This window comes from Rhodocaloribacter sp. (assembly GCF_056451265.1).
The window spans coordinates 1-25,347 of sequence record NZ_JBWOPL010000045.1; the positions used below are offsets into that span (position 1 = coordinate 1).

The 25,347-nt window shown below is 65.4% G+C and carries 17 protein-coding genes; 7 read left to right on the plus strand and 10 right to left on the minus strand.

Annotated features, from left to right (window positions below; genetic code table 11):
* Window positions 1–196 precede the first annotated feature (196 nt).
* Entirely contained in the window at window positions 197–1,519 is a 1,323-nt protein-coding gene (mtaB, locus tag AC1HIY_RS07425) for a tRNA (N(6)-L-threonylcarbamoyladenosine(37)-C(2))-methylthiotransferase MtaB (RefSeq protein ID WP_479576087.1), read from the minus strand.
* 167 nt (window positions 1,520–1,686) lie between these two features.
* On the opposite strand from mtaB, the gene AC1HIY_RS07430 reads away from it, so the two are divergent.
* From AC1HIY_RS07430 to AC1HIY_RS07445, 4 genes are all read left to right on the plus strand, one after another.
* A complete protein-coding gene (locus AC1HIY_RS07430; protein ID WP_479576088.1) occupies window positions 1,687–2,394 on the plus strand; it encodes a phosphatidylserine decarboxylase family protein in 708 nt (235 codons plus the stop codon).
* Complete coding sequence (gene pssA / locus AC1HIY_RS07435) at window positions 2,394–3,251, plus strand: CDP-diacylglycerol--serine O-phosphatidyltransferase (RefSeq protein ID WP_479576089.1); 858 nt, start codon at window positions 2,394–2,396, stop codon at window positions 3,249–3,251. The genes AC1HIY_RS07430 and pssA overlap by 1 nt, the downstream gene beginning before the upstream one ends.
* Before the next feature lie 126 nt (window positions 3,252–3,377).
* The gene (purS, locus tag AC1HIY_RS07440; protein ID WP_479576090.1) at window positions 3,378–3,641 is read left to right on the plus strand and encodes a phosphoribosylformylglycinamidine synthase subunit PurS; all 264 of its coding nucleotides are present in this window, start codon (window positions 3,378–3,380) and stop codon (window positions 3,639–3,641) included.
* 40 nt (window positions 3,642–3,681) lie between these two features.
* Window positions 3,682–4,023 carry an ATP-dependent Clp protease adaptor ClpS gene (locus AC1HIY_RS07445; RefSeq protein ID WP_479576091.1) on the plus strand — a complete coding sequence of 114 codons (342 nt, stop codon included), beginning with the start codon at window positions 3,682–3,684 and terminating at the stop codon, window positions 4,021–4,023.
* Between the two features lie 9 nt (window positions 4,024–4,032).
* Here the strand turns inward: AC1HIY_RS07445 and AC1HIY_RS07450 are convergent, their stop codons facing one another.
* From AC1HIY_RS07450 to AC1HIY_RS07460, 3 genes are all read right to left on the minus strand, one after another.
* Entirely contained in the window at window positions 4,033–4,743 is a 711-nt protein-coding gene (locus AC1HIY_RS07450; protein WP_479576092.1) for an HAD family hydrolase, read from the minus strand.
* Window positions 4,744–5,238: 495 nt separating this feature from the next.
* Window positions 5,239–11,025: an alpha-2-macroglobulin family protein gene (locus tag AC1HIY_RS07455; RefSeq protein WP_479576093.1), complete on the minus strand. Its 5,787-nt coding sequence runs from the start codon at window positions 11,023–11,025 to the stop codon at window positions 5,239–5,241.
* Between the two features lie 170 nt (window positions 11,026–11,195).
* Window positions 11,196–12,083, minus strand: coding sequence for a c-type cytochrome (locus AC1HIY_RS07460; RefSeq protein ID WP_479576094.1), 888 nt, complete (start codon window positions 12,081–12,083; stop codon window positions 11,196–11,198).
* Window positions 12,084–12,327: 244 nt separating this feature from the next.
* On the opposite strand from AC1HIY_RS07460, the gene AC1HIY_RS07465 reads away from it, so the two are divergent.
* A complete protein-coding gene (locus AC1HIY_RS07465; protein WP_479576095.1) occupies window positions 12,328–12,909 on the plus strand; it encodes a cytochrome P460 family protein in 582 nt (193 codons plus the stop codon).
* A 9-nt stretch (window positions 12,910–12,918) separates the two neighbouring features.
* Here the strand turns inward: AC1HIY_RS07465 and AC1HIY_RS07470 are convergent, their stop codons facing one another.
* A complete protein-coding gene (locus tag AC1HIY_RS07470) occupies window positions 12,919–14,676 on the minus strand; it encodes a family 10 glycosylhydrolase (protein ID WP_479576096.1) in 1,758 nt (585 codons plus the stop codon).
* 353 nt (window positions 14,677–15,029) lie between these two features.
* On the opposite strand from AC1HIY_RS07470, the gene ppsA reads away from it, so the two are divergent.
* Window positions 15,030–17,417 (plus strand): phosphoenolpyruvate synthase, encoded by a 2,388-nt coding sequence (gene ppsA / locus AC1HIY_RS07475; protein WP_479576097.1) that lies wholly within the window; start codon window positions 15,030–15,032, stop codon window positions 17,415–17,417.
* Window positions 17,418–17,465: 48 nt separating this feature from the next.
* Here ppsA and AC1HIY_RS07480 read toward each other — a convergent pair whose 3' ends face one another.
* Both AC1HIY_RS07480 and AC1HIY_RS07485 read right to left on the minus strand, forming a co-directional pair.
* Window positions 17,466–17,804: a HepT-like ribonuclease domain-containing protein gene (locus tag AC1HIY_RS07480; RefSeq protein ID WP_479576098.1), complete on the minus strand. Its 339-nt coding sequence runs from the start codon at window positions 17,802–17,804 to the stop codon at window positions 17,466–17,468.
* On the minus strand, window positions 17,801–18,088 hold the full coding sequence (locus tag AC1HIY_RS07485; protein ID WP_479576099.1) for a nucleotidyltransferase family protein: 288 nt from the start codon (window positions 18,086–18,088) through the stop codon (window positions 17,801–17,803). The genes AC1HIY_RS07480 and AC1HIY_RS07485 overlap by 4 nt, the downstream gene beginning before the upstream one ends.
* 289 nt (window positions 18,089–18,377) lie before the next feature.
* Between AC1HIY_RS07485 and AC1HIY_RS07490 the strand changes: the two genes are divergently transcribed.
* Window positions 18,378–19,637 (plus strand): acyl-CoA dehydrogenase, encoded by a 1,260-nt coding sequence (locus tag AC1HIY_RS07490; RefSeq protein WP_479576100.1) that lies wholly within the window; start codon window positions 18,378–18,380, stop codon window positions 19,635–19,637.
* Window positions 19,638–20,384: 747 nt separating this feature from the next.
* Here AC1HIY_RS07490 and AC1HIY_RS07495 read toward each other — a convergent pair.
* The 3 genes from AC1HIY_RS07495 to AC1HIY_RS07505 form a co-directional block, all read right to left on the minus strand.
* On the minus strand, window positions 20,385–22,376 hold the full coding sequence (locus AC1HIY_RS07495) for a T9SS type A sorting domain-containing protein (RefSeq protein WP_479576101.1): 1,992 nt from the start codon (window positions 22,374–22,376) through the stop codon (window positions 20,385–20,387).
* A 502-nt stretch (window positions 22,377–22,878) separates the two neighbouring features.
* Complete coding sequence (locus AC1HIY_RS07500; RefSeq protein WP_479576102.1) at window positions 22,879–23,907, minus strand: histone deacetylase family protein; 1,029 nt, start codon at window positions 23,905–23,907, stop codon at window positions 22,879–22,881.
* Between the two features lie 110 nt (window positions 23,908–24,017).
* Window positions 24,018–25,295, minus strand: a complete 1,278-nt coding sequence (locus AC1HIY_RS07505; protein ID WP_479576103.1) for an HD domain-containing protein — start codon at window positions 25,293–25,295, stop codon at window positions 24,018–24,020.
* Between the last annotated feature and the right edge of the window lie 52 nt (window positions 25,296–25,347).

Consider the following 25,347-nt stretch of genomic DNA (forward strand, 5'->3'; position numbering starts at 1 on the left):
ACTTCGAATTGCGGATGCGGGTCGGGGGCCGTAATGAGCCCCGACGGGCATCGGAGACAAAAACATCTGCCGAACAATGAGAGTGCCGGAGGGCCGTGTGCCGGGACCGGTCCGTGTGAGGCAGGGAGAGTGGCAAGGAGTGGGGCGGAGCTTTGCCCGTGGGGGCTTCCGCGTCGAGGGGCCGCCTCGCCCGGCGTCACAACAGCGAGACGAAGGCGTCGTCTTCCACCTCGACGGAGCCGTCGGGAGCGAGGGCGGTGAGGCGCGCGTCGGTGAGGCGGCCGTCGAAGGTCGGGTCGAAGGGGCGGCGGACCCGGACGTAGTTGTCCGTGAAGCCGTGCATCGATCCGTCTTTCTCGTCGCCTTCCCAGAGGACGGGGCGCACCGTGCCGAGGTGCTCCCGATAGAAGGCGAGGCGTTTTTTCTCCGAGAGGATGCGGAGCATCTTGTTGCGCCGGGCGCGTTCGGGCTTCGGCGCCGGGGCTCCGCCGAGGGCGTCGAGGCGGTCGACCGCCACGGTGTTCGGACGTTCGGAGTACGTGAAGACGTGCAGGTAGGAAACCGGCAGGTCATTGAGGAAGCGATACGTGTTCTCGAAGCGCTCCTCCGTCTCTGCCGGGAAGCCGACGATCACGTCCACCCCGATGCAGGCGTGCGGCATCCGCTCCTTGATGCGCATCACCCGGTCGGCATACCGCTCGCGGCGATAGCGCCGGCGCATCTTCCCGAGCACGTAATCGTCGCCGCTTTGAAGGGGGATGTGGAAGTGGGGTTGGAACGTGTCCGAAGCCGCCACGAAGTCGATGATCTCGTCGGTGAGCAGGTTGGGTTCGATGGACGAGATGCGGCAGCGTTCGATGCCTTCGATGCGGTCGAGGCCGCGCAGGAGGTCGAGGAGGGTGACGCCGTGCTCCTGTCCGTACAGCCCGATATTGACGCCGCTGAGGACGATCTCTTTGTACCCGCGTTCGGCGATCTCGCGGGCCTGCGCGAGCGTCGGTTCGAGCGGATGGGAGCGGCTGCGTCCGCGCGCGAGCGGGATCGTGCAGAAGGCGCACGTATAGTCGCACCCGTCCTGCACCTTGAGGAAGGCCCGCGTGCGCTCGCCGGAGGAATACGCCGGTCCGAAGGCCGCCTGCTCGTCGATGCACGAGACGGCCACCTGCGTCGCGTCGCCCCGCGAGAAGTCGCCGAGGAGGTCGAAGAGGCGGAACTTCTCCTGCGCGCCGAGCACCGCGTCGACGCCGGGGATGGCGGCGATGGCCTCGGGGCGGAGCTGGGCATAGCAGCCCGTCACCACGATGAACGCCTCGGGGTTGGCGCGGCGGGCGCGGCGGATGACCTGACGGCACTTCCGCTCGGCTTCTTCGGTGACGGTGCACGTGTTGATGACCGTCACGTCGGCGGGCGTCCCGAACGGCGTCACTTCGAAGTTATGCGCCTCGAAATCGCGGGCCATCGTGCTGGACTCCGCATAGTTGAGCTTGCAGCCGAGGGTATAGAAGGATACGCGGGACACGTTTGCGGTGCGGGATGGGAAGAAGGATCATCGAAACGAACGGCGTCTCCGGTGCGGTTCGCGTGGGGCAAGAACGAAAAGTTTCGACGTACGTTTCACATCGACCGCTTTTTCGCGTATGCTCAACCGTTGACGCGATCCTTCTTCACCCCATCGAAAGAATCACTGTGTTTGCTCGCGAAGGATATCCCCTGATCGCCGGAGCCGGCGCCCTTGCCGTGGCGCTCGTGCTCGTCGGACTGTTGCTGCCGACGCTATGGCGGGGCGTGCTTTTCGTGCTCGCCGCCCTTGTCTTCGGCTTCACCCTCTACTTTTTCCGCGACCCCGCCCGCACGCCGCCGCCCGAAGCCGCCGGGGGGACGCTCCTCCTGGCGCCGGCCGACGGGAAGGTGGTGCAGGTCATCGACGTCGACGAGCCGTTGTATCTCAAAGGCCCCGCCCGGCAGGTGTCGATCTTTCTTTCGCCGCTCAACGTGCACGTCAACCGTGTGCCGGCGGACGGGGTGATCGAGTACGTGCGCTACGTGCCGGGGGATTACCTCGTGGCGTGGCATCCGAAGGCGAGTGAGAAGAACGAGCGCTCGGAGATCGGGCTCCGCCATCCGAGCGGGACGAAGATCCTCTTCAAGCAGATCGCGGGTGCGGTGGCCCGGCGCATCGTCTATCATCTCTCCGTCGGCGACACGGTGAAGGCCGGCGAGCGCTTCGGACTCGTCAAGTTCGGCTCGCGCATGGACGTGCTCGTGCCGCCGGGCACGCCCCTCGACGTGGCCGTGGGCGACCGCGTGACCGCCGGGGAGACCATCCTCGGGCGCATCCCGTCGTCGGACGCCGCCGCCGCCGCCGACTCCACCGAACACGCCGCCGCCCGCTGATGTTGCGCCTCCAGCCTCGCCGCCGAGACCCCGCCCGCAAGCAACGCCTCTTGCGGCAACGCATGCGCGCCTACCGCGAAAAACGCCTCGGCCCGCGCCGCCGCCAGATCCCGCGCGCCGCCGTGCCGTCGTTCTTCACGCTGATGAACCTCCTCAGCGGCTTCATCGCCATCACGCAGGTCTTCGACGGGCGGTTTCAGCAGGCGTGCTGGTTCATCGTCCTGGCCGGATTCTTCGACCTCCTCGACGGCATGATCGCCCGCCTCGCCAACGGCCAGAGCCTCTTCGGGGTAGAACTCGACTCGCTCAGCGACGTGGTCTCGTTCGGCGTCGCGCCGGGGTTTCTGGTCTACGTGTTCGGGCTGAAGGAATTCGGCATCCTCGGCCTGTTCGTGGCCTCGCTTCCGGCGCTCTGCGGGGCCGTGCGCCTGGCGCGGTTCAACGTCAACTTCGGCGGGGTGAAGAAGGAGTACTTCTCCGGACTGCCCATCCCCGTGCAGGCCATCTTCATCGTGGTGCTCATCCTCACCGTCGAAGACGCCTCCTGGTTCAGCCGGTACAGCCCGAACAACCTGTCCATCCTCGTGCCCATCATCATCGTGCTCTCGGGACTGATGATCACGACGATCCGCTTCGACGCACCCCCGAAGCCGACGGCGCGGTATATCCGCATGCACCCGCGCAAGTCCGCCGCCTACGGACTCGGGCTTTTGCTCACGATCTTTTTCCAGCAGTTCGGCCTGCTGATCAGCCTCTCGGTGTATCTCCTGCACGGCATCGGACGCGCCGTCGTCAACCTGATTCGGGCCATCATGAGCACGCCGATAGACGATCCGGTCGGGGGGGGGCAGCAGTGAGCAAGCGTGCGCGAAATCCCCGCGAAGCCGCGTAAAATCTACTTCCGTGGCGTATATTCAGGCGATTGGCGAGCCGAATTCCGTCGCGCCGCCGATCTTTTCGGAAACTCATGGTCTCCTTTCGTCATGTACAAAGCCGACATCCGCATCACGCTCCGACCCTCGATCCTCGACCCGCAGGGCAAGGCCGTCCATCATGCCCTCGAGAACCTGGGTTTCGACGACGTCGATCAGGTCCGGATGGGCAAGTACGTGGAAATGTGGATCGACACGGACGAGGAGGCGGAGGCCGAACGAGTGGCGCGCGAAGCCTGCGAAAAGTTGCTCGCCAATCAGGTCATGGAAGACTTTGACATCACCCTGGAGCCGGTCGCCGCACGGACGGCGTGAAGCGGGAGAGCAGAGGACCAACGACGTGAAGCCCGGACCCATGTTGAAGCACGACGACACCCTTTTCCCGAAGACGACCCTCGTGTGCGCCGAGGACCCGGCTGCCGCCCCGGACGTGGAGGTGATGGTGGCGGAGGAGACCGAGGAACGCCTCGATGCGCCGTGGCGGGTGATCCTGTACAACGACGAGATCCACACCTTCGAAGAGGTCATCTTTCAACTCATCAAGGCCACCGGGTGCACCATGGCGGAGGCGGAGGCGATGGTGTGGAAAGCGCACATGGAGGGCAAGGCCGCCGTGTTCGAGGGGACGTTCGAGGAGTGCTTCCGGGTGCAGGGGGTGCTGGCCGAGATCGGACTCGTCACCGATCTCGAAGGGTGAGGCGGGCGCTCACGTTCGCTCGCGGCGCATCCGGTCGAGGTACGCCGGCACTTCCCCGATGTGTTCGAGCGTGGTGAAAGCGTCGCGGAAGGGCGTCACGTCGTCTACGTGCTCGTGGATCCACGTCGTGTGATAGGGGATGTGCACCGCGTGCCCGCCGGCTTCGATCACCGGCAGGACGTCGGATTTGAGCGAATTGCCGACCATGAGGAAACGGTCCGGATCCACCGCATACTTGTCGAGGAGGCTGCGGTACACGGACGGATTCTTCTCGCTCACGATCTCGACGTGCGCGAAATACCGGGCCAGCCCCGAGCGGGCGAGTTTGCTTTCCTGATCGAAAAGGTCGCCCTTGGTGAGAAGCATCAGCCGGTGGCGTTTGGCGAGGCGGTCGAGGGTAGGCTCGACGTGCGGAAGCAGACGGATCGGCGTCTGAAGCATGCCCTTGCCCGTGTCGATGATGCGCTGAATCTCCGCGCCGGTGATCCGCCCGTCCGACAGCTCGATGGCGGTCTCGATCATCGAGAGCATGAACGCTTTCGCTCCGTAGCCGAAGAGGGCGAGGTTGTGCCGCTCGCGCTCATAGAGACGCTTCGTGAGGACCGCGTCGCCGAGGAACGGGGCGAGCAGGCGTTCGAGTTCTTCTTCCGCGGCGCGGTACAGCGGCTCGTTCACCCAGAGGGTGTCGTCGGCGTCGAAGGCGATGAGGTGGAAAGGCATGGCTCGGCTACGGGTGCTTCGATGGGGAAAGAGAGGGCGCGTCTTTCGGAAGATACACCTCCTGATCGCCCGATGCTCGAGGATCGCCGGGATCGAAGGCTCTGCCGTTCCGCTTTTCGGGGGGGCGCTTCAGGTCTGAACGGGGCCTCTCTTCGCTGATCGGCAGGGGTCGCCGGGGAAACGGGGAGGCCGTCGTCGGAAAACTCTGGGGTGCGGATGTCTCGAGTCTGGCAGGACGCGGCCCACCCCGGCGCTTCTCCCATCACTTCGAGCATTTCCGGTTCGTGGAACGAACGCTCGGCCGAGATCCGTCGCACGTGTTCAGGCGCATCCATGCTCTCGAGGGCGGCGATCTCGGCGAGCGCCGGTCCGAAGACGCCCGGGCGAACATCCCTCATCCGTCCCTCGACCACGGTGCACATGCTTCATCGCGTCCTCCTCCGATGACGGAAGCGTCCCGCCGGGTGCGCCGCGTTTTCGTCTCGTGTCTGCATGTTATCGCAGCGCCATGCCCTCGTCCGGAGCTTCGACGACGAGGGCGCCGGTGGCCGTGCGGCCGAAGACCGAGGGGCGATACATCATCTCGCCGTGGACGGGTGGGTGGACGAACGTGCCCGGCGTGGTGGCGCGGGCGACGTACGTGTACGTGTGCTCGCCGCGTCGGAGGTAGTCGGCGAAGAGGAGCACGCGGTCGTCATGGATCTCGGTGTGATTGAACGAACCCCACCAGCGGTCGCTCCCGGTCTGTTCCTTCGCCACCGCGCTCGTCGTCTCGAAGGCCGTGTTCAGCGCTTCGAGCCCGGCGGGCAGCGCGTCGTCAACGACCACGTAGTTGCGGTCGGCGGGGCTGGTGAGGCGGAGCGTGACGCGGACGAGGTCGCCGGCCTGGAGGGTGACCGTGCCGTCGCCGGTGGTCTGCTCGGGGCCGACGGGCGCGCCGCTCCGGCCGAGTCGTTGGATCGTGCGGGTGAGGCGGAGGCCGGCTTCCGCGGCGGGTTGCGGCGCGGCGCCGTACGTTTCGAGGAGGAGCGAGTAATAGAGCAGCCCGCGTCCCGTCTTCGTCACGTCCACGGCGGCGGCGCCCTCGAGCGGGAGCGCCTCGAGCGGGAGCGCCTCGAGCGGGAGCGTGGCGGCGGCGACGCGGAGGCTCCGCCCGCGAAAGGTCTCCGTGAGCACCGTCCGCCCCGCCACGCGCACCTCGGCTTCGAAGTCCGGCGCGACGTCCTCGAACGAGGCGAAATACGCAGCGAAGGCCTCCACGGCGGCGGCGTTCTCCTGCGTGGAAGCCCAGTGGCCGCCCGTCCTCGCGTCCATCAGGTACCGGATCATCTTCTGCGCCAGTTGCCGCGTGTCGTCCGACGGGTCGGCTTCGACGAGCGCCGTCAGGCCGTGGGCGGTGGCGCGGGTGTTCGAAGCGAAGATCCAACGCCATTCGGGGCGGTCGGGCACGGTGAAGAAGGCCGTCTCCGGCTCGATGCGGAGGCGGCTCCGGAGGCGGTCGAGGAGGCGGGGACGGAGCGGGCCGAGAAGCCGGCTGTTCGCCCGGATGACGATGCGGAGGAGGAGGCTCTGACCCTCGACGCCGGAACGGGGGTCGGCGAGAAGCTCTTCGGCGAGCGTGTACACCTCGTCTTCGAGGATGCGACCGTGCCGCGCGAGTGCGTAGAGCATGAACGCGCGCGCGTCGTTCCACACGGGCGCGGTAAAATAGCCGGGGCGGGCGCTCCGGTTGCGCACCTGACGGGCGAGCGCATCGACCGCTTCGGCGGCGCGCGCCTCCGGGAGGTCGAAGCCGGCGGCCTCCGCTTCGGCGAGCGCCAGCACCACGTAGGCGCTCACGTATGGAGCACTGCGTCGCCCGCCGGGCCACAGGCTGAAGCCGTCGCCCGTCCAGAAATCGTCGAGCTTCGCGAGCCAGCGCTCGATGACGTCCTTCCGGTCGCCATCGAGGGCGTCGAGGTCGAAGGCATCGAGGAGGTCGGTGGCGAGGATGAGGGGGCGGATGCGCGAGGTGCGCTGTTCGAGGCAGCCGTACGGGTAGCGAAAGAGGAAACGGGAGGCCCCGTCGAGGCCGACGAGCGCGGTGCTCGCGAGGCGGGCTTCGAAGCGCCCGAGGCCGGGCAGCCGATCTTTCGGAAGCCGGAGGGCCGTGTGCGCCGCGCCGTCGGTGGCGGCGAACGCAGCCGAGGTGTGTTTCGTCGTGGGAGGGCTGACGGGCAGCGTCCACGTGAGGGCGTCGCGCTCGGGGCCCATCTCCGCCGTGAACGTCAGCTTTGCCGGTCCGACGGCGTCGACGCGCCAGGCGAAGCGCACCTCTTTCGTCGCTCCCTTCGCGAGGGCGACGGTCTGCACCTCGTCTCCGGCGAGGGTGAGTCCTTCGGCGCTCGCGGTGAGGACGACCGTGCCTCCGGCGTCCGTCCGGTTCGTGACGAGCACGCCCGCCTCGAAGACATCGTTCCACCGCGCGAACCGAGGGAGGGCGGGCTGGAGGACGAGCGGCTGTGTGACGACGACGTCGGTTTTCGCCGCGCCGAACCGGTTGTCCGCCGTGAGCGCGGCGGCCATCAGGCGGAACGTGGTCAGGCGTTCGGGGAAGCGGAACGTGACGGTGGCGCGGCCCCGGTCATCGGTGCGGAGGGCGGGCGCCCAGTGGGCTAGCGGGCGGAAGTCCTGCCGGAGCAGGTAACCGGCGCCGCCGCCCCCGCCCCCGGCATCTTCCTCCTTCTGCCCGAAACTGCGCTGGCGCACGAGGTGGGCGCGGGACTCGCTCGTGAGCACCTTGAGCGGGCGCGGTCCGTAGAAGGCCCGGAACGGGTCGGGGAGGGCGTACCCGATGAGGTTGAGCACGCCCGCATCGGCGGCGGCGAACGCGAGTTCACCCGGCACGCCCCGCCCGGAGGCGTCCGTCAAGCGGAGCGTGACCGTCGCCGTTTCGCCCGGGCGGTACGTGGCGCGGTCGGGCTCGATCGCGACGCGGAGATGGCGCACGCCCGGATCGACGGCAATGCCCGCATAGCCGATCTTGAAGCCCGGCGCTCCGGCGTCGGAGGCCGGCGTTGGCTTCGCGGTCCTTCCGTTGAGCAGGATGACGCTCACGAAGACGTTCGGCAGGTGCGCCTCGGTCAGGGGCACTTCGATCTGCGGCGCGCTCCCGACGAGCGTCTCTACCCGGCTCGAGAGGATGCCGTCGCGCTCGACGGTGATCAGCGCCGTGGCCCGCTCGTACGGCGAGGCAACCATGAACCGGGCGGTCTCACCGGGGCGGTACGTCGCCCGCTCGGGGATGAGGTCGATGCGGTCGTCGTCGCTCCGTTCCCACGAGACGTAGCCCTCGCCCGTCGCATAGAAATAGGCCTCGGATCGGACCGTGTTGCCTCGCACGTCGGAGCCGGTGGCGCGGATGAGATAGCTCCCCCCGCGCGTGATCGGGATGCGGAGGCGTTTGGCTTTCCCGGCTTCCGTCGAGAGCCGTTGGCTTCCGACGGGCTCCTCGGTGTATGCGCTTCGCCACCGGAGCCGCCCGTCCACGCCCACCTCGCGCACGCTGTTCCACTGACGTCGGACCACCTCGACGACGAGCTCCTCCGTCGCCACGGGCCGCCCCGCCGGGTCGACCGTCGCCACGTCGAGGCGCATCTCGCGGTTCCGGCTGAGGTCGAGGAAGGTGGTGTGCGGCTTGAGGCCGATATAGAAGAGGCCGGGATGAAGGGGGAGCTCCTGCCGCGCCGAGAGCTCCTGCCGGGCAGGATCGGTGACGGCGGCTTCGAAGACGAGGGTGGCGGGCGCGCCGTACTCGTTGCCGGGGAGCGGGACGCGGAGGCGCATCTCGCCGTCGGCGTCGAGAAGCGAATCTCCCTGCGCGAGGGTCGCGTGCAGGCCGCGCCCGGAGCGGATCACGCCGAAGCGAAAGCTTTCGAAGCCGGGCGGGACGTGTGCGCCCGGGCGACGCTGGAGCGAGAAATGGACCGGCTGCCCGCCCATCGCCGCGCCGAAGAGGTACCGCCCCGAGACGACCCCTTCGAAGAAGTCACCCGCCACGTACGCCGGGGCGAGCGCCCGGGCCTCGACGGCGAAGTCGGCCGTCCGGAAGGCATCGACGCGGAAGCTGCCGCGCGCAATATCGCCCGGTTCATAATACCTGCGTGTGGCCGCCGTGGTGTCGCTCGCATACGCCACGCGCACGGAATAGAGGCCCTGCGCGGCGTCGGAAGGAACGGTCCACGAGAAGTCGAACGTGCCGAGCTCGCTCGGGAGGAAGCGGCGGTCGAGCGCCACCTCGTCGGTCGGGCCCTCGACGAACACGCGCACGCTGTCCGTGACGGGCATCCAGTCGGCGTCGGCGCGGGTGCGGAGGATGGCCTTGAGATGGACCGTCTCGCCCGCTCGATAGAGGCCGCGGTCGGAGAACACGCTTCCGGCGTCGGTGCGGGCCTCCGGCCGCCATTCGTAAGCGACGTCGAAGCGGTAGGGCTCCAGCCCTTCATTGAACAGACTGGCCGTGAAGGCCGTGTCGTCGTCTTTTTGTACGATCACGAACTGGTCGGGGCTGTCGTACGGGTTCGGCTTGATCATGCCGAGTTGGGCCCAGCCGGGCGTCGTCACGCGGCCCCGGGCGTCGGTCTCGCCTGTCCACCGGAGGTTGTTTCGGGCGTCGCGGATCGTCACGCGCGCGCCGGGCACGGGGGCGGCGGTGGCGAGTTCGGTGACGAAGACGAGGTTCTGGTGGGGGCTGAACTTCGCCGTCACGCCGAGACGGGTCACCTGGGCAAGAGCGCGGAAGACGCGGTCGGAGCGCCACGGCTCGCGTCGTTCGGCGCGCACATGGACGGCCACCACCCCCGTGCCGCCGGTGAGGAGGGAGTCGAGGCGAAGCGGGAGGACGGCGGGCGTGTTTTTCTCCACGGGAAACGTGAACCGCCGGCCGGCCGGGACCACCGCCGGGGCGGCGACCCCTTCCGGCAGGGGCTCATAATAGTGCGCGTCGTCATACACGCGGAGGTTGGGCACGATCTCCTCCGGCGCGAGCCGTCTCATCCCGACCCACGCTCCGTCCACGTTTGTCACGTGGACCGGAAGCGCGTGCTCCTCCCCGGCTTCGACGACGACCAGCCCCCCCGGCATGCGGAGCTTCGGTTCGAAAGCCCGCGTGCGGAACGACTGCCGGGCCTCTTCGAGCGTCTGTCCGAACAGGTCCGTCAGGTTCGTGACGGCGACGGTGTACCGCGTCTCCGGGAGCAGCCTCACGGGGATCGTGTGGACCTCGCTCACGGTCTCGTCCCGCGCCTCCACGCCGGGCGGCCATGCCGCCTCGGGCGTGAAGGTGAGCGCCTGCCGGAGATCGCCGAACCGTACGGGGTTCGAGAAGGTGAGCGTGATTCCGCGCGAGGGATCGAACGCATCGGTTCGTTCCTCCCACCAGTTGCTCGGCTGGCTCACGCCCACGAGGGCGAGGGGGCCGTACGTGTCGAAGCGAACGCGGGCATCCCGGTTCATGCCGAGCGGCCCTTCGCGCGCCGGCAGGCCTGCCCGGACCTCGACTTCGAACGATTGGCCCTTCGGAAGCGGGCGTTCGGGGGTGAGGACGAGCGTCCGGCCGTCCTCATCGGCCGACAAGCGGGTCGGGAACTCGGTGCGGGGGAGGGTTCGGAGAAAGAGCCGGACGAAGGGCCGGGCGCGCGTGGTGTCGAGGGGCTGGTTGAAACGCAGGCGGACGACCGCCTCGGGGGCGACGAACCGCGCGCCGTCGGAAGGCTCGGAGGTTTCGAGGCGCGGGCGGGGAGTCTCGAAGGTCCATGAGAACGGCTCGGCGAGCGCTTCGCCGTCGAGGGACGTGAGGCCCGAACGCACGGAGGCGCGGAAGGCGCTCGCGTGCGGGAGCGGCGCGTCGGGGGCGAAGACGAGGGTCTGCGTGCCCGACCACCGAAGCAGGCCCGCCGCCGGCGGATCGAGCGTAAGCGCGCCGGGGGAAACGGGCGTCGCCTCGCCGAGCGGGACCATCGGGCGGCTGAAGGTCACGGACACGACCACGTCCGGAGAGAGCGATGCCATCGGACCGTACGGCGTGGCGCTGATGATCCGGAGCGGGCCTTCGAGCGTGGGGGTGAAGGCCGCGCCGCCCGGCGGCACGTCGAGCGAAATGTTCTCGGCGGCAAAGGTCGACTTTGCGCCGTCTTCGGGTTCGGAACCGCATCCCGCGAACGCAAGCGCGAACGCGAGCGCCGCTGCCGTCAGCCGCGTCCTTCCCCACGAGCCGAGCCGGACCTGCTTCCATCGATCGATCATAACCCTGAACCCTGTGCATCCGCCGGGTGACAGGGGCACGATAACGCACGCCGGAAGTCTGAAGCAAGGGGGCGTCGTTCGGGAACTCGATATTTTATCGTGGAGCGTGCCCGAAACACGTCCGGTCGAGCGTATCGGGCAAAAAAGATGACGTCACGCTACGCCGGAGCTCAGGTCTCCGGGTCCGCCGGTTCGGAGGCGAGCGTCCGGAGGTGGCGGTAGAGGGCTTCGATCTCCGTGTCCGGCAGGTTCTTGAGGCTGGTCCACGGCATGTACTTGTCGTCGAGGACGCGCCCGTCGGGGCGGGTTCCGGTGCGAAGCGTCGTCGCGAATTGTTCGAGCGTCCAGGAGGCGACGTGGTGCAGGTTCGGGCTGTACGGCCCGTTCGGGTCGGGGTGGGGGCCGCCGGAGAGGCCGCTTCCGTGGCAGGCCCCGCAGAGCGTCGAGGCGCGGTAGGCTCCGAACTCGGCGGTCGGCCCGTAGTTCGGAGCGCTCGCCGGGTGGGGAGGCGTCTCGCCCATGAGTCGCGGCATGGTGAGGGGCTCGAGCATCATCGCCATCCGTCCGACGGGGCCGAGCGCTGTCTCGGGCAGTTCGTTGTCCACGGGCGGGAGCGTATTGAGATACGCGATCATCGCGCCGAGTTCGTCGTCGGCGATATGGGTGAAAAGGTCCGAGGGCATGATCATCAGGCCGCGTCCCCCGGCATTGACGCCGTGCCGGATGGCGCGCTCCCAGTCGGCGTCGGTATACCGGCTTCCGATGCCGCCCCGCCCGGGCGTGAGGTTCGGCGCCGTAATGCGGGCAAAAGGCATCCCGTCCACGTAAAGCGTTCCGGCGAGGCCTTCACCGTGACAATGGCTGCAAGCGTGGCTCTTCACGAGCGCGGCGCCCCGCGCCAGGGTCGCCGAATCGGCGGGGACGGCGGGAACGTGGTCGGGGAACGCATACGTTTCGTTGAATTTCGAGCCGCCTGCGATGTAGACGACGGTTCCGAGGATGGCGACGAGAAAGACGAGCCCGAGAAAGATCCGGAGGGTGGTTTTGAGGAGGTTCATGGGAGATCTCGCGATGGGAAAGGGGAGGAATTCAGGAGACAATTTATAAAAACCGGGTCGAAAAGGATACGGCGCGGGAAAGGCAACGTCCGGCGCGGGAAAAGAGCGCGTCATCGGAGAACGGTTGTCGGGGCAAAAGTTGCATCTAAGTATAGAAGTCGTTAAGGTCAGGAGTGATCGGTCTGCTCCGACCCCGCGCGCGCCGATCGAGGCATTTCGTTAACCCAACAACATGAGGAACCCGATGAAACCCACCGCAATGCCGTACGCCCGCCTGTACGTTCTCCCGCTCATCGCCGGTATGCTCTTTCTGGCTGCCTGCGGCGGAGAAAAAGCCGAGACCGGCGCGTCCGAGGAGATGGAGGAACCCCACATGGAAGAGACCGCGATGGCGCGGCCGGACACGACCGGCGCTTCGGTGTGGGCCTACCTTCAGGAGGCTGATTATCAGAACCACTGGCAACTATGGCCGGAGAAGGGCAAGCTGTATCAGGGCCGGGAGCCGCACGGGATGTTGCTCACCACGTACATGAACAGCGCCGCCTATGATGCGCTCATGAGCAAGGCCGGCGAGATGCCCGACGGCGCCATCATCGTCAAGGAGAACTACATGCCGGACAGCACGCTGGCCGCCATCACGGTGATGTACAAGGTGGCCGGGTACAATGCCGATCACAACGACTGGTTCTTCGCGAAGCACCATCCCGACGGCACGTTGTTCGAAGGCCCGATGGGGATGGCGATGGAAGGCCGCCTCGCCGGATGCCAGAATTGCCACGGCGCGAAGAAAGACAACGACTACATCTACACGGGCGCGTTGAAATAAGCGCCTGCTTTACCGCGCCACCACCATGCGCCGCGACACCCGACGCCCGTCGGCTTCGAGCGTGAGCAGGTAGACGCCGCCGGCGAGGCCGCCGAGGTCGAGGCGGGCCCTGTGGGCGCCGGCGCTCAGGAAACCGGCCTCCCGTTCGAAAACACGGCGGCCCAGCAGGTCGGTCACGACCCACCGCGCCGGCGCGGGACGCTCGAGCACGAAGGCGACGTTGACGAACGACGACGCCGGGTTCGGATACAGCCCTTCGAGGCGAATCGGGCCCGGCGTCGTCTCGTTCTCGGCGCTTGTCACCAGCGCGCTCGTGTTCACGGCCTCACTCGGCTCGGAGACGATGCCGAGCCGGCTCACGGCAGCCACGCGGTAGTAGTCCGGAGGTTGAGGCGAGACATCGTAGATTATGTCCGACCAGGTCGTTTTTTCGGCAGGCACGAGGGCGATAAGGTCTTCGGGACGCAGTTCGGGAGGCTCGCCGGAGCGGCTGAGGATGAGGTAGGCGCGGACGGGATCGGAGGCGGAGGCGGTCGACTCCGTCCAGTCGAGGCGGAAGCTTGCGCCGATCTCTTCCACGACGGGCGGGCCGGGTGCGGCGGCTTCGAAACGATGGGTCATCGGGGCGGGCAGAGAAAGATACCGGTACCGGTCGTCGAGCTCGAGCGCGAGGAGGTCGTCGAAGCGGAAGAAGACCTGCCCCAGTGCGCCCGCCGCGCGGCTCGTGTCGATCTGCGCGAGGATCTCCGGGCGCACGTTGTCCTTGAATGCTCCGATGCCGGTGAAGATGGGCCGTCCGCCCGCGTGATCGACCCAGTCATGGGCGAGGTAGGCGAAGTCGGGCGAGTCGAACGAGTTGCCGGGTTCGGGCGTGCGTCCGAGGGTGAAGTAGAGTTGGGGCGCGAGGTAGTCGTGGAGGCCCTCGGCCAGCCATCGGCGGCTCTCCTGAAAGACATCGCTGAAGGCCCAGAGCGCGGGCCATGCGCCGGGGAAATTCTCATAGTTCCCGATGGGGGCGGAGCCGACCTTCACCCACGGTTTCACGTCGAGGATGCGCCCGTACACGTCGCGGACGAACTGTGTCACGTTGTCCCGCCGCCAGTCGTCGATGTCTTCGAAGCCCCGGTCGTCGAACTGGAAGTTGACGCCGTCGTTGGGGAGGCCGCCGGAAGGGTAGCGGATGAAGTCGAAGTGGACGGCGTCGAGGTCGTAGTGCTCGACGATCTCCAGGACGTTGTCGACGAGCCAGGCGCGCGCTTCGGCGGAGGAGGGATCGATCCACGGGTTGCCGTCCACGGTTTGCACCCATTCGGGATGGGCCGTGAGCACGTGCGGCGGGTCGGTCACGCCCGAGAAGAGCCCTTCGGTCGTGCTGTCGCCGACGCGGAAGACGTTGATCCACACGTGGAGCTCCATGCCGCGCTCGTGCGCCGTCTCGATGGCGACGGCGAGGGGGTCATAGCCCGGATCGAGGCCGGGCCCGCGCAGCCGCGCCGACCACGGGAGCCGGTCGCTCGGATACATCGCATCCCCGCGCGCGACGGCCTGAAAGACGAAGGTGTTCATGCCGCGGCTCCAGGCATCGGAGATGCGGGCGCGGAGGTCGGCGCTCTGCCGGTCGGGGGTGTCGAGGACGCTCGCGGGCCAGCCGCCGTCGCCGAGCACCGTGGCGAACCACACGGCGCGGGTCTCGAAGAGCGGAGGGGCGGACTGCGCCGGGCTGAGAGAGGGGAGCAGAAAAAGAGAGCAGAAGAGGAGCGCGCGCAAGGGACAGTCTTCGGAGAAGCAAAGGGTGCGTGTGGACGTCGATCGGCCGACAAGGTACGGTGTCTCCCGGTGAAAAGGGAAGGCCTTGCTTCGTCCCCCTCGCTCCGTAAGAGAATCCCCCACACGACGCCGGCGCATCCGCACCACACGTTTCCCGGGGAAAGACGGGACACCGGAGGGCGCATCCCGAGGTATAATGTCGGAACCGTCGGCGTCTTTCCCGTGCGCGTGGTCAGCCGGGGGCGAGCATCCCGGAGCGAACGTAAGCGCTTCCGGCCACGCGCCCCGCTCCCGGGACGGATCAGACGGGCGAGACATCGTTCCATAACACTATTTATCAGAGAGATACGGTCATGAAAAAGTCTCCATGGATTCGCTGGTTCGAAGAGGTCGGCATCGGTGACGTGCCTCTGGTGGGTGGTAAGAACGCCTCGCTCGGGGAGATGACGCGCGCGCTCGCGCCAAAGGGCATCCGCGTGCCGCAGGGCTTCGCGACGACGGCGGATGCCTACCGACACTTCCTCACGGCGAACGGCCTCGACGACGAGATTCGGGCGCTCCTCGAGCGGCGGAAGCGTGGCGAGGCCACGCTCGAAGAGACCGGAAGCGCCATCCGCGAGTTGATCGTGCACGCCCCGCTGCCCGACGACCTCGCCGGGGCGATCCGGGAAGGCTACCGGGAGCTCGGCAAACGCTATCATCGCCGGCGCGTGGACGTGGCCGTGCGGAGCAGCGCCACCGCCGAGGACCTTGCGCAGGCGAGCTTCGCCGGGCAACAGGAGACGTACCTGAACGTGCGCGGCGAAGACGAACTCCTCCTGGCCTGCCGGAAATGCTATGCTTCGCTCTTCACCGACCGCGCCATCGTCTATCGCGAGGAACAGGGCTTCGATCACATGGAGGTCGCCCTCTCCATCGGCGTGCAGAAGATGGTCCGCTCGGACAAGGCCGGCTCCGGCGTCCTCTTCACGCTCGACACCGAGACCGGCTTCCGCGACGTGGTGCTCATCAATGCCGCATGGGGGCTCGGCGAGAACGTGGTCAAGGGGGCGGTCGACCCGGATCAGTACATGGTCTTCAAACCGCTCCTCGACAAGAACGGATACCGGCCCATCATCCAGAAGAAGACGGGCGAGAAGGCCATCAAGATGATCTACGCGGACAAGGGGCACACGGTCAACGTGCCCACGCCCGAACGGCAACGCATCCGCTTCGTCCTCGATGACGACGAGATCCTCGAACTGGCGCGATGGGCCGTCCTCATCGAGGCGCACTACGGGAAACCGATGGACATCGAGTGGGCGAAGGACGGCGAGACGGGCGATCTCTTCATCGTGCAGGCGCGTCCCGAGACCGTGCAGTCGCAACGAAAACCCGGGGCGTTGAAGGTGTACCGGCTCAAACAGAAAGGGAAACGGCTGCTCACGGGGCTGAGCATCGGCTCGGCCATCGCCTCGGGCAAGGTCGTCAAAGTGCTCTCGGTCGACGAGCTCGACCGCGTCGAACCCGGCTCGATCCTCGTCACCGAGATGACCGACCCGGACTGGGTGCCGGCCATGAAGAAAGTGGCGGGCATCGTCACGGATCACGGCGGCAGGACGTGCCACGCCGCCATCGTCAGCCGCGAACTCGGCATCCCGGCGGTCGTCGGCACGGGCATCGCTACGGAGGCGCTCAAAGACGGCCAGGCGGTGACGCTCTCGTGCGCCGAAGGAGAGGAGGGCTACGTGTACGACGGCCTGCTCGACTATGAGGTCCGGGAGATCGATCCGGAGAAGCTTCCGAAGACCCGGACGAAGATCATGCTCAACCTGGCCGAGCCGGACGCGGCCCTCAAGTGGTGGGTGCTCAAGGCCGACGGCATCGGGCTGGCGCGCATGGAGTTCATCATCACGAACCACATCAAGATCCACCCGATGGCGCTGCTCCGCTTCGACCAAGTCGAGGACGAGGAGGACCGCCGCCGCATCCTCGAACGAACGCGGGGCTATCGGGACAAGAGCGCCTACTTCGTCGACCGCCTCGCTCGGGGCATCGCCAAGATCGCGGCCTCCCAGTATCCGAACCGCGTCATCGTTCGCATGAGCGACTTCAAGACGAACGAGTACGCCAACCTCATCGGCGGGCGGTCCTTCGAGCCGGAAGAGGAGAACCCGATGATCGGATGGCGCGGCGCCTCCCGGTATTACAGCGACGAGTATAAGGACGGCTTCGCGCTCGAATGCCGGGCGCTCCGGAAAGCCCGGGAGGAGATGGGACTGACGAACATCTCCGTCATGATCCCGTTCTGCCGCACCCCGTGGGAGGCGGAGCGCGTCCTCGCCGTGATGGCGGAAAACGGCCTCGAACGGGGCAAGAACGGCCTCGAAGTGTACCTCATGTGCGAGATCCCGTCGAATGTGGTGCTCGCCGAGGAGTTCGCCCGGCACGTGGACGGCTTCTCCATCGGATCGAACGACCTGACCCAGCTCACGCTCGGCATCGACCGCGACTCCGACCGGCTCGCCTACCTCTTCGACGAGCGGAACGAGGCCGTCAAACGCCTCATCGCCGACGTGATCCGGCGCGCGCATGTGGTGGGCCGCCACGTGGGCATCTGCGGGCAGGCTCCGAGCGACTATCCCGACTTTGCCGCCTTCCTCGTCGAGGCCGGCATCGACGCGATGTCGCTCAACCCGGACAGCTTCGTGACCACCAAGACGCGCGTGGCCGAAATGGAACAGTCGCTCGAAAAGGCGTGAGGGTGCGGGCGCTTTCGGGCAAGCGGGACGGGTCAGAGGCGGCGTCCGTCACGCCGCTTCGTCACGCATCGCCGTCACCGCACGCTTGAGGCCGGGAAGATCTCGCGCGATGACGTTCCAGACGGCAGGCACATCGACGCCCATGTAGTTGTGAATGAGCACGTCCCGGAAGCCGGCTATCCGACGCCACGGAACGGAGGGATAGCCGGCCTTCAATGGAGGAGAGAGGCGCTTCACGGCTTCACCGATGACTTCAAAGTTGCGGATGACGGCGTCCTGGAGGATCGGGTCGGCGAGAAAGGCTTCACGGCCACGTGATGCGACGCCTTCGATGCGGTCGATTCGCTCCAGAATGTGGAGGAGGTAGAGCAGGTCACCCTGTTTCATAGCAGCACCGCCTCCGCGAGCACACGGTCGCGGATCCGGGGATGGAGCGCCGGTTCGCTTACCAGATCCACCGTGCGGCCCAGCAGGGCTTCGAGGTCTTGTTTCAGGCCGATCTGGTCGATGAGGCTGCAGTCCGGAGCCATGCTCACCAGCACGTCCAGGTCGCTGTCGGGGCGGGCTTCGCCTCGGGCCACCGAGCCAAAGAAGCGGAGTTGAAGAGCGCCGTGCTTGCGGGCCAGCGCTTCGATGGCTTCCCGGCGGCGGCGTAGTTCGTCGAGGGTCATGGGAAATCAGCGAATCGTTCGTGCGGGCAAGGGGCTGAAGGGATCGACGGGTTCGTGTCGGGGCCCTTTGCAGGATCGTACCCCGGGGTCGGCTCGCGGGATCCCCGTGCGTCGCGCCACGCGCTTCGGGCGCCCGGCGGTGCGCGCGGGCAAGCGGGACCGGGCCGCAGGAGCGATGCGGCGTGAAACTGGACGGAACTTCACAGAGCGCCTGACGGGAGCGATGCGCCGTGTGCGGGGGATTCGTATCTTGCGAAAAATCCTCTGATACCAACGACGGAGCCCTTTCATGTCCAAGTTTCCTTTCAACGTAGATGACGCCTATCTCTTCGAGGAGATGCTCGGAGAAGAGGATCGGCTGGTGATGGAGTCGGCGCGGGAATACGCGCAGACGATGCTCGAACCGCGCGCTCTGGAGGGCAATCAGCACGAGGTCTTCCATGAGGAGATCCCCCGCGAAATGGGCGACCTTGGCCTCCTCGGTCCGACGATTCCGCCCGAGTACGGCGGGGCGGGCGTCAGTCATACGGCGTACGGCCTCGTAGCCCGGGAGCTCGAACGCGTCGACTCGGCATACCGGTCGTTCTGCTCGGTGCAATCCTCGCTCGTGATGCACCCGATCCACAAGTTCGGCACGGAAGAGCAGCGCCGGCGTTTCCTCCCGCGCCTGGCCACGGGTGAGCTCATCGGATGCTTCGGCCTGACCGAGCCCGACCACGGCTCCGACCCCGGCTCGATGACCACGACCGCCCTCAAGGTGGACGGCGGATGGCTCCTCAACGGCGCGAAGATGTGGATCACGAACTCCCCCATCGCCGACGTGGCCGTGGTGTGGGCGAAGGCGAAGGAGCGCCGGGACGAACCCGGCGTCATCCGGGGCTTCCTCGTCGAACGCGGCATGGAAGGCTTCTCGACGCCGAAGACGCACAACAAGATGTCGCTCCGCGCCTCGGTCACGGGCGAGATCGTGCTCGAAGACTGCTTCGTTCCGGATGCGAACCTCTTCCCGGAAGTGCGCGGCCTCAAAGGCCCGTTCGACTGCCTGAACAGCGCCCGGTACGGCATCGCATGGGGCGTCGTGGGCTCGGCCGAGGATTGCTACCGGCGCGCCCGGCGGTACGTCATGGAACGGAAGCAGTTCGGCTACCCGCTCGGGGCCATGCAACTCATCCAGACCAAACTGGCGAACATGCTCACGGACATCACGCAGATGCAGTTGCTGGCGTGGCGGCTCGGCGTGCTCAAGGACGAGGGCCGCGCCGTCCCGGCGATGGTCTCGCTCGCCAAACGGAACAACTGCGGCAAGGCGCTCGACATCGCCCGCGTGGCCCGGGACATGCTCGGCGGCAACGGCATCACGGGCGAGTTCCGGGTCATCCACCACATGGTCAACCTCGAAAGCGTGAACACGTACGAGGGCACGTACGACATCCACGGCCTCATCCTCGGGCGCGAACTGACCGGCATCCAGGCGTTCGTCCCGCGCGGCAACGACCTGCCCGGGCGCGCGCCGAAGGCGGAGAAAAAGGAACTCTCGGCGACGGAGTGAGCGACGGCCAGGCGAGAAGAACTTTTGCGCCCCGGCTCTGATACGGGGCGCAGGCTGCCTTATTATCAGGCCCTGAAGCTCCTCCCCTTAGGAAGGGGAGGTGGCCCCGAAGGGGTCGGAGGGGTCTTGTCTGCTTGCGATTGAAGCGCCAACCCAGAACCCCCTCCCTCCTTCGGAGGGGGAGAGTCCTGGAGGGGGGGGTATCATCAGAGCAAACACTCACATGACCGTCAGACGAAACACCAACCACGCAGTAAGGTGTTAGTGAAGGGCACAAGCCAGTTATTATATCACGAGAAACTACAGCACAATCAGTCCATGATCCAGTAACAGTATTAGCGCATGCAGTATCTGAAGGATCGCATAAGTGACCTTGTTGATTACCATTATCATCAGTACCTGCTGATGAGTAACGAGCAATAATTTCAGAACCGCCACTTATAGAATTAGGACAGCACACACCATAACCAAAATCAGCGTATGAAACACCGCCTACATGAGCATTAGCAGTGTTAGAAGAAGACATTATAACAGTACCGGCAGAGCATAAGCCAGTAGTAGTTATTGAACATTCATTGTCTGCATTAACTAAAGAAACAATTAATAAACTAATAATAACTAAGTAAAAAAATAAAAAGCTCTTAAAAACAACTGCTCGTCCCATAGTATAACAAAAACAAACAAGAAAACAAGTATATAAAACTAACCTACAGCCCAAAAAACATCATATAATAATATTATTAATTATTAGTGAATAGTATAACAACCAGAATTATTAAATAATCCGTCATGATAAGTTCTTTCAGGCTTTAAAAATGTATTATCACAGGGAACGTACAAACCATTATCATTAAGCTTGAACATTTTATTAAGATAATTAATAGGAACGTACAAGCCAGTAGCAGTCTTACCATACAACTTATTAGAAGGGTTAGGATTGCTTGATATTATGTAACCAGCAGGAAACATACCGTTAATAGCTATTATTGCTTGTCCTGCAGGAGTTAATACAAAACCAGAAGAATCAGGACTTGAAATACCTCTCTGACGAGAAGTTGCTCCTGAATTTAAAGAAGCAAGATAATCATTAAAATAAGATTCACCAAAAGGGATTTTTACTCCGTTAACAACACCAAATGAATTTAACATGTAAGCCTCTAAGCCCGAACGATTAGTATAAGTACCAACATCGGAAAAGGTGCCTATAGTAAGATTCAAATCAGGATTCCTTGCGAAAACATGCACGTTACGAGTGCCGAAATTACCCTGCCATAAAGAATCACGGCGAAAAACAACTTTTAAAGGATCAGTAAGAAAATTATCGTATATAGGCGGTAATAAACGAGATAATTCTAAAAAAGTACTGATTTCACTCTCAGGCCAGGGAGGTAAAGTGCCTCCGGGAAATACATGAACCCCGTAAACAAATAATAAAGTATCATTTACAACACTGTTATCAACTATGGGAGTGGGGCGGATAAGAGCACCATCAAATCGTCGATTATTCAAATAAAAATCCACCACTCCACGAGGACCTCCAAGTGGACGATCTGAACCAATATCATCACCAGAAGCTAACTTATCAGTTGGAACAACAACAACAAAAGCAGAATCAAGACCCTCAACATTAAAGGGTTCTATCTGACCAGAAGTAGCTCCGCCAAGAAAATTGTTATAATGAGGAATAAGAGATTCGTGAACAGCATAAAAATCAGATAATACACCCTGGTCAACAATATCATCAAAAAAGCCGTTAACAGACTGGGTATAACCAGCTATAGCATCAGGAGATAACAGCTCGCGTTCAAGAAAGTCGGGTGTATAATGCGTTCCGCCAGGACCTGTAATGCTTAAAAAAGGATCTTTTATAGAGGATTCTAAAGTATGTTTTCCGCCAGTTACTAAAACAGAATCAATAACCTCGCCTGAATGATTAAGCAATAAAACCTCTAAAGAATCAGTATAAACCTCCATTGGAAGCGGGGAGCCAGGATCTCTGGGCACTAAAGAATTATAACTATCGCCCTTAACAAACGTTAGTTCTATTGTTTTCTCCAGAGGAACGAACAGGGTGTCGGTGGGGGAGAAGTCGAGGTCCTCGTCGAAGGGGGCGTAGCCCTGCGCCGAAGCGGAGACGTGGACCGTGAAGGCGCCGGCGGCTTTGTATTTGGCGGCGGGTGGCTGTGAGGAGCGGCCGGTGTTCGTCTCGGTGATGAGCAGCGAGAGGGGGCCGCCCAGATGGAGGAAGGAGGCGGCGTCGCGGTGTCCGAGTGCGTCGGCGGCGCGGAGGAAGTACAGGCCGGCGGGCAGGTCGTTCAGCCTGGCGGAGCCGGTGACGGGCGCCAGGTAGGCCCTGCGCCTGCCGAGCGCGTCGTAGAGGCTGAGGCGCTCCACGTCGCCGTCGAAGCGGAGCCGCAGGGGGCGGCCGCCGACGGTGGGGTTGGGGAAGAGCGCGCGCAGTCCGAAGGCGGGGGGCGGCAGCGCCTCCTCGCGCCCGGCCACGACGGGAAGCATGAGCGAGATGCAGCCCTGCGCGTCGGCGACGGCCTCGAGGGTGTCCCGGGAGGGATAGCTGAGCGCGAGAGACCCGCCGGCGACGGGGGTTTCGTCGAAGCGCAGACAGGCGGTGAGCGGGAGCGCGCTCTGGGCCGCACCGCGCCGGGGCGTCAGCGCCGCCGTGAGGACGAGGGCCGAGGTGAGAAGTGCCGCCGTGAGGCGGAGCGCGGAGCGATGCGACATGGGATCTGGCGCGGGTTGGCGTGGAGGACGGTCGCCCGTAGCAGCCACGGAGCCGCTTACGGTGTCGGCGGCTGCGATGCCGTACGAATACACGAATAAAAGCGCAAGGATCGACTTTGGCAAGGGACCCCGCCGCGCCGGAGACCGGGCCGCCGGCGCCGGGCGCATCGGTCAAAAGAAGCGACCGGGCAAGGATGATGCCGGGGGCGCGCAGGCCTTTCGCCCGCCGTCGGCCGGCGCACGCGATGTTCGGGAACGTGGGGCGGGGCGATCGTTCGGGGCGCTCGGGAGCGGCGAGACGTCCGGTCCCCGGCCCCGAAGCGTCGGCGGGTCGTTCGGGTCGGGGTTGCGCAAAGGCAACCTCGCGTGCCGCCGATGTTGCCTTTGTGCAACGAGACGCGGGCGGCATGGGTCGGCGGGGCGCGTCGGCGGCGAGCCCACCGGGTCGGGAGGCACGGGCAAACGGGTCGCTCGGGTTCGAGCGACGGCCGGGCGGCTCGCCTCAGACGCCGTGGAACGCGGCGAGGTCGGCGAGCAGGGCGTCCACGTCGGCGGTGCGGCCCGGCGCGGGGCCGAACGGGTCGTCCGTCTCGGCCTCCGGGTCTTCGAGGCGGCGCACGGTGGCGCGCACGCCGTGGGCGAGCGCCTCGACCTCATACCCGCCTTCGAGCGCACACACGAGGCGGTTCTCACAAAAAGCGTCGGCCCACCCGAGGATCTCGTACACGATCTCGGAGAAGCCCTTCACGCTCACGTTCAGGCCGCCGAGCGGATCTTTCCAGTGGGCGTCGTACCCGGCCGAGACGAAGATGCCTTCGGGTCGAAAGCGGGCGGCGAGCGGGGCGAGGATGCGGCGGAAGGCCGTGAGGAAAGCGTCATCGCCCGTGGCGGCGGGGAAGGGGAGGTTCACCGTCGCGCCGCGCCCGCGACCCGCGCCGGTCTCTTCGGCGGCTCCCGTGCCGGGGTAGAACGGATACTGGTGCGTGCTCACGTACAGCACGTTCGGGTCCTCGTAAAAGACCTCCTGCGTGCCGTTGCCGTGGTGCACGTCGAAGTCGACGATGAGGAGGCGTTCGACGCCGAAGCGCTTTTGCGCCCACCGCGCGGCGACGGCGACGTTGGCCAGCAGGCAGAAGCCCATCGCGGCGTCGGGGCGGGCGTGGTGGCCGGGCGGGCGGACGGCGGCGAAACCGTTGGCGACCCCACCCTCGAAGACGGCTTCGGTGACGGCGAGCAGCCCGCCGAGCGCCTCCCGCGCCGCGTCGAGGCTCGCGGGCGTGGCGTACGTGTCGGCGTCGAGCATCCCCCCGCCCTGCCGCACCGTGCGTTCGAGGCGCTTCACGTAGTCGTCCGAGTGGACGAGCCGCACGGTGTCGAGATCAGCGGGCGCGGCGTCGAGGGGTTCGAGGCGCTCCCACACGTCGTCGCCGCGCAACACGTCGAGGATCGCCTCGAGCCGCTCGGGCCGCTCCGGATGTCCGGCGGAGGCGTGATCCTTATGGCCGGGGTTGAAGGTGAAGGCAGTTTTCATGCGTTTGTTCGTTGCATTGCGTCGGTTCGTTCACACGGTACATCCTGGAGCGATGGGGCGACGGGGAAGGTGATCGTTCATCGCGCGGACGTTCAGACACCCGGACCCCCTCACCGCCGGAGTTCGACGGCTTTCGGGTAGCATACGTACGGTTTTTCCTCGAAGCGCGTCAGCGCCGTGACGGCGGCGGTGTCCGTGGTGCGGGAGAGTTCGCGCACCGCGCCGTGCCGGTCGATGACGCGGATGGACCCGGCTTCGGTCTCGTCATAGGCGGCGTGCCGGGAGGCGTCGAAGCCGAGATAGAAGGCGGCGTCGGCCTCGGCGCGGGCGGCCTCCGAGCGACCCGTGGCGACGAGCCAGCCGGCGACCTGCCCGCGCCACCGCTCGACCTGCGCTTCCGTGGGCGGCCTTTCGAGGAACGTGACGCGGAAGAAGTCGCGGTTGATAAAGCGGCGGGCGAGGTCGGCGAGGACGGGGTCGTCGGAAGTCTGCCATTGTTTGATGGAGAAGAGCACGTCGGTGTCGTCGAGGCTCGTGTAGGCGGCGCATACGTCGGGGCGGTCGAGGTCGTCGTCGGCGATCCGGTTCTTGAGGAAGAAAAGGAACGCCGGGGCCGTCGTTTGCTCGAGGTCGCCCGCGTCGGCTTCGAGCCGTCCGCGCACGCGAGCCAGGATGGCGCGGAGGAGGTGGTCGCCCGCGAGCACGGTTTTGTGGAGGTACACCTGCCAGTACATCAGCCGCCGGGCAATGAGGAAGTTTTCGACGGCATACGTGCCTTTGGCCTCGATCACGATCCGCGCCTCGGGCCCGCCTTCCGTCGGGTGGACGCACATCGTCTTGATGATCCGTTCGACGCCCACGCGTCCTTCCACGACGCCGGTATAGAACGAGTCGCGCCGGAGGTAGTCGAGGCGGTCCATGTCGAGCTGGCTCGAGATGAGCTGGTGGAAGAAGGGCCGTTGGTAGGCGTCGTCGAACATGGCGAGGGCCGGCTCGAGCGCGCCGCCGAAGCGTTGGTTGAGGCGGCACAGGAGCACGCGGCTCATCTTCTCGTGGTGAAAGCCGGAGATGAGTTCGTGTTCGAGGGTATGGGAGAAGGGGCCGTGCCCGATGTCGTGGAGGAGGGCGGCGGCGAGCGCGGCGGTGTGCTCCTCCGGCGAGACGGGCGTGCCTTTTTCCTGAAGCACGGTGAGCGCGTCCTGCATGAGCGCCATCGCGCCGAGGGCGTGGCCGAAGCGGGAGTGCTCCGCGCCGGGGAAGACGAGAAAGCCCACGCCAAGCTGCCGGATGCGGCGCAGGCGCTGGACCTCCGGCGTCTGGATGAGGTCGAGGATCAAACGGCGAGGCACGGAGATGAAGCCGTGCACCGGGTCGGAGAAGATTTTCAAGAAAGCGAGAAGGCTCGTTCGAAGGATCAAGCGCCCGGGAGCCGGGTTGAGT

Bases quoted from the DNA above. Each gene is read 5' to 3' on its own strand.
- pssA (WP_479576089.1), top strand. From the start codon at position 2,394: ATGTTGCGCCTCCAGCCTCGCCGCCGAGACCCCGCCCGCAAGCAACGC.
- purS (WP_479576090.1), top strand. From the start codon at position 3,378: ATGTACAAAGCCGACATCCGCATCACGCTCCGACCCTCGATCCTCGAC.
- AC1HIY_RS07445 (WP_479576091.1), top strand. From the start codon at position 3,682: ATGTTGAAGCACGACGACACCCTTTTCCCGAAGACGACCCTCGTGTGC.
- AC1HIY_RS07450 (WP_479576092.1), bottom strand. From the start codon at position 4,743: ATGCCTTTCCACCTCATCGCCTTCGACGCCGACGACACCCTCTGGGTG.
- AC1HIY_RS07455 (WP_479576093.1), bottom strand. From the start codon at position 11,025: ATGATCGATCGATGGAAGCAGGTCCGGCTCGGCTCGTGGGGAAGGACG.
- AC1HIY_RS07460 (WP_479576094.1), bottom strand. From the start codon at position 12,083: ATGAACCTCCTCAAAACCACCCTCCGGATCTTTCTCGGGCTCGTCTTT.
- AC1HIY_RS07465 (WP_479576095.1), top strand. From the start codon at position 12,328: ATGAAACCCACCGCAATGCCGTACGCCCGCCTGTACGTTCTCCCGCTC.
- ppsA (WP_479576097.1), top strand. From the start codon at position 15,030: ATGAAAAAGTCTCCATGGATTCGCTGGTTCGAAGAGGTCGGCATCGGT.
- AC1HIY_RS07480 (WP_479576098.1), bottom strand. From the start codon at position 17,804: ATGAAACAGGGTGACCTGCTCTACCTCCTCCACATTCTGGAGCGAATC.
- AC1HIY_RS07485 (WP_479576099.1), bottom strand. From the start codon at position 18,088: ATGACCCTCGACGAACTACGCCGCCGCCGGGAAGCCATCGAAGCGCTG.
- AC1HIY_RS07490 (WP_479576100.1), top strand. From the start codon at position 18,378: ATGTCCAAGTTTCCTTTCAACGTAGATGACGCCTATCTCTTCGAGGAG.
- AC1HIY_RS07495 (WP_479576101.1), bottom strand. From the start codon at position 22,376: ATGTCGCATCGCTCCGCGCTCCGCCTCACGGCGGCACTTCTCACCTCG.
- AC1HIY_RS07500 (WP_479576102.1), bottom strand. From the start codon at position 23,907: ATGAAAACTGCCTTCACCTTCAACCCCGGCCATAAGGATCACGCCTCC.